Raw genomic sequence first — 7,866 nt, 5'->3', positions numbered from 1 at the left:
CTGCTTATTCGCACCTTCCCTAGTCAATTTATTTATCAATTCGTGTCAAATAAATTGAATATGTACCCAAAAGAGTAATTATGGAGAAAGTATGAAGAAAAGTTTTTTTCGAAAAAATTAAAATGCCGGTCAGAAAATAATAACACTGAAATTTTATTTGGAAAAGCCGGGCCATTTATTTGACCCGGCTTTTTACTACATACGATAGCCGAGCGAAACGGTCGTACGACGATCGGTATGTTCCGGTGCCGTAGCCGGTGGTTCTGAGTTCCAGGTGACGTTATAAGCCACTTTCAAACCGAAGTGTTCGTTGATAGCCACATTTAACGCTGTTTCAGAGTTAAGCGTCGTATCTTCAGCACCAAACACCGACACCCCTTGTGTGAATTTGGTGGTGTCCGTCATTTGCCACGCATAAGCGCCTGACGCATAACCCAGCGGCTGCGTTTCGGTTGTGCCATCGGTGTGTTCGTCATAGCGTACGCCTGGACCGAATTCGAAACGGAAGCTGTGTACCGGCCCATTAAGGAACTGACGACCATAACCTGCAGTCAGTACGTCACGCTCGTGATAGCCGTTGTAGCGGTCGGTCAACCAACTGGCCTGTCCGAACAGGTAATCATAATCCGTCATATTAAAACGACTACGACCACCTACGGCGTATTTCTCCGAAGAGCGTTCATCATTCGACGAGGTATTGCTGGCATTGCCCCACAGAGACCACGCCGTGGTTTCACCGTACCAGGTCATGGTGGTATCTGCGGTTAAAGAAGAACTTTTTGTGTTGCCTGACTGGGCGAGGTATCCCGCGTTCAGGTTACCTTCAAAGGGTTTTTTCGCGCTGGAGGGGTCATCCATGACAGTAAAAACGGAATCATCGGCGGCGGCATGCATTGACGCAAACACGCCCCCCATCAGCACGAGTGCTGCGGGTACTGTCTTCAAAAGCTTCATTTATAAAGAGTCCGTACAACAAAAAAAGAGACCATTACGGTCTCGGAAACTTTCATAGGGATCAATGACAAAAGCCCCTTGAAAGGTAACAAATTATAAAAAGACTCGAATAACATAGCAATAATTTCTTATTTCATTTTTTGAATAAGAGCGTTCTTAAACCGTAATTTTATTTATATATCTTTGCCGAGATAATTTTAAATAAAGATGCGATAAATCATGTTGTTAATTACTTCACTTTCGTCACATTAAGTGCCAGACTGAGGACAGCCTAACAGGAGGTAAAGATGGTACGTATCTATACGTTAACACTTGCGCCCTCTCTCGATAGCGCAACAATCACCCCGCAAATCTATCCCGAAGGTAAACTTCGCTGCACCTCGCCGGTTTTTGAACCCGGTGGTGGTGGTATTAACGTGGCCCGCGCCATTGCTCATCTTGGCGGAAACGCAACGGCTATCTTTCCGGCTGGCGGCGCTACCGGGGAACACCTGGTATCATTGCTTGCCGATGAAAATGTCCCGGTCGCCACCATAGAGACCAAAGACTGGACCCGGCAAAATCTTCACGTCCACGTAGAATCCAGCGGCGAGCAGTATCGATTTGTTATGCCTGGGGCAACACTTACCGATGACGAGTTCCACCAGCTTCAGGATCAGGTGCTGGAAATTGAGTCCGGCGCGCTGCTGGTGATAAGCGGCAGCCTGCCACCCGGCGTGAAGCTTGAAAAACTCACCCAGCTTATTACTGCGGCACAAAAGCAGGGCATTCGCTGCATTGTTGATAGCTCAGGTGAGGCACTGACTGCCGCATTAACGCTCGGCAATATCGAACTGGTCAAACCCAACCTCAAAGAACTCAGCGCATTGGTTAACCGCGAACTCACACAACCTGATGACGTCCGTAAGGCCGCAGAGGAAATTGTGCACAGCGGTAAAGCGCAACGTGTTGTCGTTTCGTTGGGACCGCAAGGGGCACTGGGCGTTGACGGTGAAACCTGCGTACAGGTGGTACCCCCGCCGGTTAAGAGCCAAAGTACCGTTGGCGCGGGTGACAGTATGGTCGGCGCAATGACGCTGAAACTGGCACAGAATGCGCCATTTGACGATATTGTTCGTTTTGGCGTAGCGGCAGGTAGCGCGGCAACCCTCAATCAGGGTACCCGTTTATGCTCGCAGGACGATACGCAGAAAATATACGCATACCTTTCGCGGTAATGCCCTTCCCCCTCATCATCAGGGGGATTTACCGACAAAACTGTCGACATACGTGTTATGCGTCTATGCTGAAAAATCACGTGATAACAAAGCAGTGGATCACGTGAACCCAGAACTGCAGCGCTCTGGCAAGGAGTGAAATAGCAACAAACATTACGTGCTTTTTCAGCGATAACGCGTCCACGGTGTGCGTTGGTTCGTGTTTTTTTACCGCATTATTGCGCTAACCTTATGATCTGGCAGACAACATGGGGAGAGACATCATGTGGCAGGCTATCAGTCGTCTTTTAAGCGAGCAACTCGGTGAAGGCGAAATCGAGCTGCGTAATGAACTGCCCGGCGGTGAGATCCACGCCGCATGGCATTTACGCTATGCGGGGCGCGATTTTTTCGTCAAATGCGATGAAAGGGAGCTATTAACCGGCTTTACGGCAGAAGCCGACCAGCTGGAACTGCTTTCCCGCAGCAATACCGTTTCAGTCCCCAAGGTCTGGGCGGTCGGTGCAGACAGAGACTACAGCTTTTTGGTGATGGATTTCCTCCCTCCCCGTCCACTGGATGCCCACAACGCCTTTATTCTCGGACAACAGCTCGCGCATCTTCATGAATGGAGCGATCAGCCGCAGTTTGGCCTCGACTTTGATAATGCACTCTCTACCACGCCACAACCCAATACGTGGCAGCGTCGCTGGTCTACCTTTTTTGCAGAACAGCGGATTGGCTGGCAACTGGAGCTTGCCGCCGAAAAAGGGATCGCATTTGGCAATATTGACGCCATTGTTGACCATGTTCAGCAGCGTTTGTCATCACACCAGCCACAGCCTTCACTACTGCATGGCGATTTGTGGTCGGGGAACTGCGCCCTTGGCCCTCATGGTCCCTACATCTTTGACCCCGCCTGCTATTGGGGCGACAGAGAGTGCGACCTGGCAATGCTGCCATTACATAGCGATCAGCCACCGCAAATTTATGACGGCTATCAGTCGGTTTCCCCCCTGCCGCTGGATTTTCTCGACAGGCAGCCTGTCTATCAGCTTTATACGCTGCTGAATCGGGCGATTCTGTTCGGCGGGCAACATCTGGTGGTAGCGCAGAAAGCGATGGACAGGATACTGGCGGCTTAACAGATATATAGCGGAAGTTCTTTGCTAATCAGGCCCGCAGCTTTCGCGTGGGCCTGATAGTGACGCGCTTACAAAAAACCTAGTAGCGAAAAAAAGAAATAGCCAATCACGATGACGATAACCGGCAAAATATAGAGCGGGAATATTTGTAAGAAAATCGTATGATGCGGCACGACAATACGCGACTCAATCTGCTCTCGCGATAACCCTTCACTGCCCTTCGCCTGCTCCAGAATCAGCTGATCTTCAACGCCTTCACGTAAAAAACGAGCCTGACGGCTCATGCGAGCACCCGAATCCTGCATCGCCAGCCCGATAAAAATAAGAATAAAAATCAGCCAGAAAACCAGATTCAGTCCGCTTTGAAAATCAGGTGTCGGTGAGTTATACCAAAACAGGTTAAGAAAGGGAGTGTTTACCCGCATCATGTCAATCATCACGTGGGCAAAGTCGAGCATCACCGCGTTAATCCCCTCCTGCTTTTCACTGTGCGCATACATAAACTTCAGTACTGAAACCAGCGTTGAAATCAGCGCCGGGATGAAAATCACCCATCCCACCAGCCTTTTCAAGACAGCAATGCGTCCAGCTTGTTGATACGTCATGAGTTCCCCTTGATTAAGACGTGTCATTTTGGCCTAAGTTTACCCGTTGATAACCATTTTCGCCTGATCTTTAAAGGCGGTATAATCGAGGATTAGCCATAATGAACGCTGAGAGCCGGTTCACCCAGGCTCTTAATCCCTGCTGTTTCATGTTTAAAGGAGAGGTTGTGATGTCAACCCCGCGTCAAATTCTTGCTGCAATTTTCGATATGGATGGATTACTGGTCGACTCTGAACCCCTTTGGGATCAGGCTGAACTGGATGTGATCGCAAGTTTAGGCGTAGATATCACTCGCCGCCATGAACTGCCCGATACGCTGGGGCTGCGTATCGATATGGTTGTAGATCTGTGGTTCGCCCAGCAACCGTGGAGCGGCCCATCTCGCCAGGAGGTCACCGATCGCATTATCACCCGGGCTATCGCCCTGGTTGAAGAGACAAAACCACTGCTGCCTGGCGTACGTGAAGCCGTCGCGCTGTGCAAATCCCAGGGCTTACGAGTGGGTCTGGCATCGGCCTCCCCGCTGCACATGCTGGAAAAAGTGCTGACGATGTTTGATCTTCGCGACAGCTTCGACGCACTGGCCTCGGCAGAGAAATTGCCCTACAGCAAACCGCATCCTCAGGTCTACCTCGACTGCGCGGCAAAATTGGGTGTGGAGCCCTTATCTTGCGTAGCGCTGGAAGATTCTGTCAACGGCATGATTGCATCAAAAGCAGCACGCATGCGCGCGATCGTCGTACCTGCACATGAGAACCAGGACGATGCCCGCTTTGTTCTTGCTGACGTTAAATTGACCTCGCTGGCCGATCTCACCGTCACGCATCTACGCGGATAATTCCCTGATGGGCAATGGTTGCATTGCCCGTTTTGCCAGACCAGTCATATTTTTGAAACGTTGTTTCACTTTTCATTGTATTTCCTGCCAGCCTCTCCTATTCTTTCACTCACAGCATGCGTTAAAACCATTTGATAGCCGGGGTGAATATGATTTTGGATGCTTTTCGTCTTGAAGGTAAAGTAGCAATCGTCACCGGATGTGATACCGGGCTTGGGCAAGGTATGGCGGTTGCGCTGGCGGAGGCCGGCTGCGACGTGGTCGGCGTCAATCGTAAAATTCCTGTGCAAACCGCTGAGAAAATCCATGCACTCGGGCGACGCTTTCTGACTATCCAGGCCGACCTCAGCCAGCAGGACTCGCTGAACGATATCGTGATGCAAACGGTCTCCACCTTTGGTCGGATCGATATTCTGGTCAATAACGCGGGGACCATTCGCCGTGAGGACGCCCTGAACTTTAGTGAGCAAGACTGGGATGATGTGATGAACCTGAATCTCAAATCCGTTTTCTTTTTGTCACAGGCCGTCGCCAGACAATTCCTGACCCAGGGTCAGGGCGGAAAAATCATCAACATTGCGTCAATGCTCTCCTTCCAGGGCGGTATCCGCGTACCTTCCTACACCGCTTCAAAAAGCGGCGTGCTGGGCATAACCCGCCTGCTGGCCAATGAATGGGCCGCACAGGGTATTAACGTCAATGCCATTGCGCCGGGCTACATGGCGACCAACAATACGCAGCAACTGCGGGACGATGCTGACCGTAATCAGGAGATTGTCGACCGTATTCCGGCCGGACGCTGGGGAACGCCTGACGACCTGAAAGGCCCGGCGGTATTCCTTGCCAGCCGCGCCTCTGACTACATTAATGGTTATACATTGGCCGTCGACGGTGGCTGGCTGGCACGTTAATCGCCTATTTGTGACAAAGGGTTACAACGTCACCTCTTTCGCCTACTGTATAAAACCCCTATACTGTATGAATTGACAGTTTATTGGGTTTTATCATGACGGCGGAAGGCCACCTTCTTTTCTCTATTGCCTGTGCGGTATTTGCCAAGAATGCCGAACTGACGCCCGTTCTCGCGCAGGGTGACTGGTGGCATATTGTTCCTTCAGCTATCTTGACCTGCCTGCTGCCCGATATCGATCATCCCAAATCGTTGCTGGGGCAGCGTCTGAAGTGGGTCTCAAAGCCCATAGCCCGGGCATTTGGTCATCGCGGGTTTACGCATAGCCTGCTGGCGGTGTTTGCCTTGCTGGCGACGTTCTATTTGAAAGTACCCGAGACCTGGATAATCCCGGCGGATGCGTTACAGGGGATGGTGCTCGGCTACCTTAGTCATATTCTGGCCGATATGCTGACCCCAGCCGGCGTTCCTCTGCTGTGGCCCTGCCGCTGGCGCTTTCGCCTGCCGATCCTCGTACCGCAAAAAGGCAACCAGCTGGAGCGTTTTTTATGCATGGCGCTGTTTGCCTGGGCTATCTGGATGCCACAAACTTTGCCTGAAAACAGTGCAGTACGCTGGTCATCGCAGATGATTAATACGCTACAAATGCAGTTTAATCGTTTTATAAAACACCAGGCTGATTAAGAAATCGGCCAAAATGTCATTTTTGGCATAAACAATTCCATTTGAATATAAGAGGCAAGTCACAGTTCTGCTAATCTTGCGCCAACAGAATCACTGTAGTTCGGTGATACATAAAAAAAGATCAGGAGAACGGGGATGAACTTTCCATTAATCGCGAACATTATCGTGTTCGTTGTACTGCTGTTCGTGCTGGCGCAAGCCCGTCACAAACAGTGGAGTCTGGCCAAAAAAGTACTGGTTGGTCTGGTTATGGGCGTGGTATTTGGCCTTGCCCTGCATACGATTTACGGCTCAGACAGCCAGGTACTGAAAGATTCTGTACAGTGGTTCAACATTGTCGGCAACGGCTATGTTCAACTTCTGCAAATGATCGTCATGCCGCTGGTATTTGCCTCTATCCTCAGCGCCGTTGCGCGTCTGCACAATGCCTCTCAGCTGGGGAAAATCAGCTTCCTGACCATCGGGACGTTGCTGTTTACAACACTTATCGCCGCGTTAGTTGGGGTACTGGTCACTAACCTGTTCGGCCTGACGGCGGATGGACTGGTACAGGGTGGTGCTGAAACCGCCCGTCTGAACGCCATCGAAACCAACTACGTGGGTAAAGTTGCCGACCTGAGCGTGCCGCAACTGGTGCTGTCGTTCATCCCGAAAAACCCGTTTGCCGATCTCACTGGCGCTAACCCAACCTCCATTATCAGCGTTGTTATCTTCGCCGCATTCCTTGGTGTCGCGGCCCTGAAACTGCTGAAAGATGATGCCCCGAAAGGCGAACGCGTATTAACCGCTATTGATACCCTGCAAAGCTGGGTGATGAAGCTGGTTCGTCTGGTGATGCAGCTGACGCCGTACGGTGTTCTGGCGTTGATGACCAAAGTGGTTGCCGGCTCCAACCTGCAGGACATTATTAAGCTGGGCAGCTTCGTGGTGGCTTCGTACCTCGGTCTGGGCATCATGTTCGTGGTACACGGTATTCTGCTGGGTATTAACGGCGTGAGCCCGCTGAAGTACTTCCGTAAAGTCTGGCCGGTACTGACGTTTGCCTTCACCAGCCGCTCCAGCGCTGCGTCTATTCCGCTGAATGTGGAAGCGCAAACCCGTCGTCTGGGTGTGCCTGAGTCGATTGCCAGCTTTGCCGCCTCTTTTGGCGCCACGATTGGTCAAAACGGTTGTGCGGGGCTGTACCCGGCAATGCTGGCAGTGATGGTTGCGCCGACTGTGGGGATTAACCCGCTCGACCCAATGTGGATTGCAACGCTGGTCGGTATTGTGACCGTTAGCTCCGCCGGAGTCGCGGGTGTGGGTGGGGGTGCAACGTTTGCCGCACTGATCGTGCTGCCGGCGATGGGCCTGCCGGTTACGCTGGTCGCTCTACTGATCTCCGTAGAACCGCTGATCGATATGGGTCGTACTGCGTTGAACGTCAGTGGCTCCATGACTGCCGGTACGCTCACCAGTCAGTGGCTGAAGCAAACCGACAAAACGATTCTGGACAGTGACGATAACGCCGAACTGGCACACCGTTAAACCGGT

General features: G+C 51.6%; 8 protein-coding genes. 6 read left to right on the top strand and 2 right to left on the bottom strand.

The window, feature by feature from the left end; genetic code table 11:
• Positions 1-195: 195 nt before the first annotated feature.
• Positions 196-954, bottom strand: coding sequence for a YdiY family protein (locus tag FDW95_RS23045; protein ID WP_115258663.1), 759 nt, complete (start codon positions 952-954; stop codon positions 196-198).
• Between the two features lie 287 nt (positions 955-1,241).
• On the opposite strand from FDW95_RS23045, the gene pfkB reads away from it, so the two are divergent.
• Positions 1,242-2,171 carry a 6-phosphofructokinase II gene (pfkB, locus tag FDW95_RS23040; protein WP_115258664.1) on the top strand — a complete coding sequence of 310 codons (930 nt, stop codon included), beginning with the start codon at positions 1,242-1,244 and terminating at the stop codon, positions 2,169-2,171.
• A gap of 263 nt (positions 2,172-2,434) precedes the next feature.
• Complete coding sequence (locus FDW95_RS23035) at positions 2,435-3,295, top strand: fructosamine kinase family protein (protein ID WP_096757258.1); 861 nt, start codon at positions 2,435-2,437, stop codon at positions 3,293-3,295.
• A 68-nt stretch (positions 3,296-3,363) separates the two neighbouring features.
• On the opposite strand, the gene FDW95_RS23030 is transcribed toward FDW95_RS23035, so the two are convergent.
• Positions 3,364-3,900 carry a YniB family protein gene (locus FDW95_RS23030; protein ID WP_115258665.1) on the bottom strand — a complete coding sequence of 179 codons (537 nt, stop codon included), beginning with the start codon at positions 3,898-3,900 and terminating at the stop codon, positions 3,364-3,366.
• A 170-nt stretch (positions 3,901-4,070) separates the two neighbouring features.
• On the opposite strand from FDW95_RS23030, the gene hxpB reads away from it, so the two are divergent.
• From hxpB to tcyP, 4 genes are all read left to right on the top strand, one after another.
• Positions 4,071-4,739, top strand: a complete 669-nt coding sequence (gene hxpB / locus FDW95_RS23025; protein ID WP_096757260.1) for a hexitol phosphatase HxpB — start codon at positions 4,071-4,073, stop codon at positions 4,737-4,739.
• A gap of 149 nt (positions 4,740-4,888) precedes the next feature.
• On the top strand, positions 4,889-5,650 hold the full coding sequence (kduD, locus tag FDW95_RS23020; RefSeq protein ID WP_115258666.1) for a 2-dehydro-3-deoxy-D-gluconate 5-dehydrogenase KduD: 762 nt from the start codon (positions 4,889-4,891) through the stop codon (positions 5,648-5,650).
• Between the two features lie 95 nt (positions 5,651-5,745).
• Positions 5,746-6,333 carry a metal-dependent hydrolase gene (locus tag FDW95_RS23015; RefSeq protein WP_096757262.1) on the top strand — a complete coding sequence of 196 codons (588 nt, stop codon included), beginning with the start codon at positions 5,746-5,748 and terminating at the stop codon, positions 6,331-6,333.
• Between the two features lie 135 nt (positions 6,334-6,468).
• Positions 6,469-7,860 (top strand): cystine/sulfocysteine:cation symporter, encoded by a 1,392-nt coding sequence (tcyP, locus tag FDW95_RS23010; RefSeq protein WP_096757263.1) that lies wholly within the window; start codon positions 6,469-6,471, stop codon positions 7,858-7,860.
• Positions 7,861-7,866: the final 6 nt, after the last annotated feature.

It is taken from the genome of Citrobacter sp. wls718 (genome assembly GCF_005280945.1).
Lineage (GTDB): Bacteria > Pseudomonadota > Gammaproteobacteria > Enterobacterales > Enterobacteriaceae > Citrobacter > Citrobacter gillenii.
The sequence above is the reverse complement of the archived record's forward strand: the minus strand, read 5'-3'. Positions and strand labels throughout refer to the sequence as shown.

Bases quoted from the DNA above. Each gene is read 5' to 3' on its own strand.
- kduD (WP_115258666.1), top strand. From the start codon at position 4,889: ATGATTTTGGATGCTTTTCGTCTTGAAGGTAAAGTAGCAATCGTCACC.
- hxpB (WP_096757260.1), top strand. From the start codon at position 4,071: ATGTCAACCCCGCGTCAAATTCTTGCTGCAATTTTCGATATGGATGGA.
- FDW95_RS23015 (WP_096757262.1), top strand. From the start codon at position 5,746: ATGACGGCGGAAGGCCACCTTCTTTTCTCTATTGCCTGTGCGGTATTT.
- tcyP (WP_096757263.1), top strand. From the start codon at position 6,469: ATGAACTTTCCATTAATCGCGAACATTATCGTGTTCGTTGTACTGCTG.
- FDW95_RS23030 (WP_115258665.1), bottom strand. From the start codon at position 3,900: ATGACGTATCAACAAGCTGGACGCATTGCTGTCTTGAAAAGGCTGGTG.
- FDW95_RS23045 (WP_115258663.1), bottom strand. From the start codon at position 954: ATGAAGCTTTTGAAGACAGTACCCGCAGCACTCGTGCTGATGGGGGGC.
- pfkB (WP_115258664.1), top strand. From the start codon at position 1,242: ATGGTACGTATCTATACGTTAACACTTGCGCCCTCTCTCGATAGCGCA.
- FDW95_RS23035 (WP_096757258.1), top strand. From the start codon at position 2,435: ATGTGGCAGGCTATCAGTCGTCTTTTAAGCGAGCAACTCGGTGAAGGC.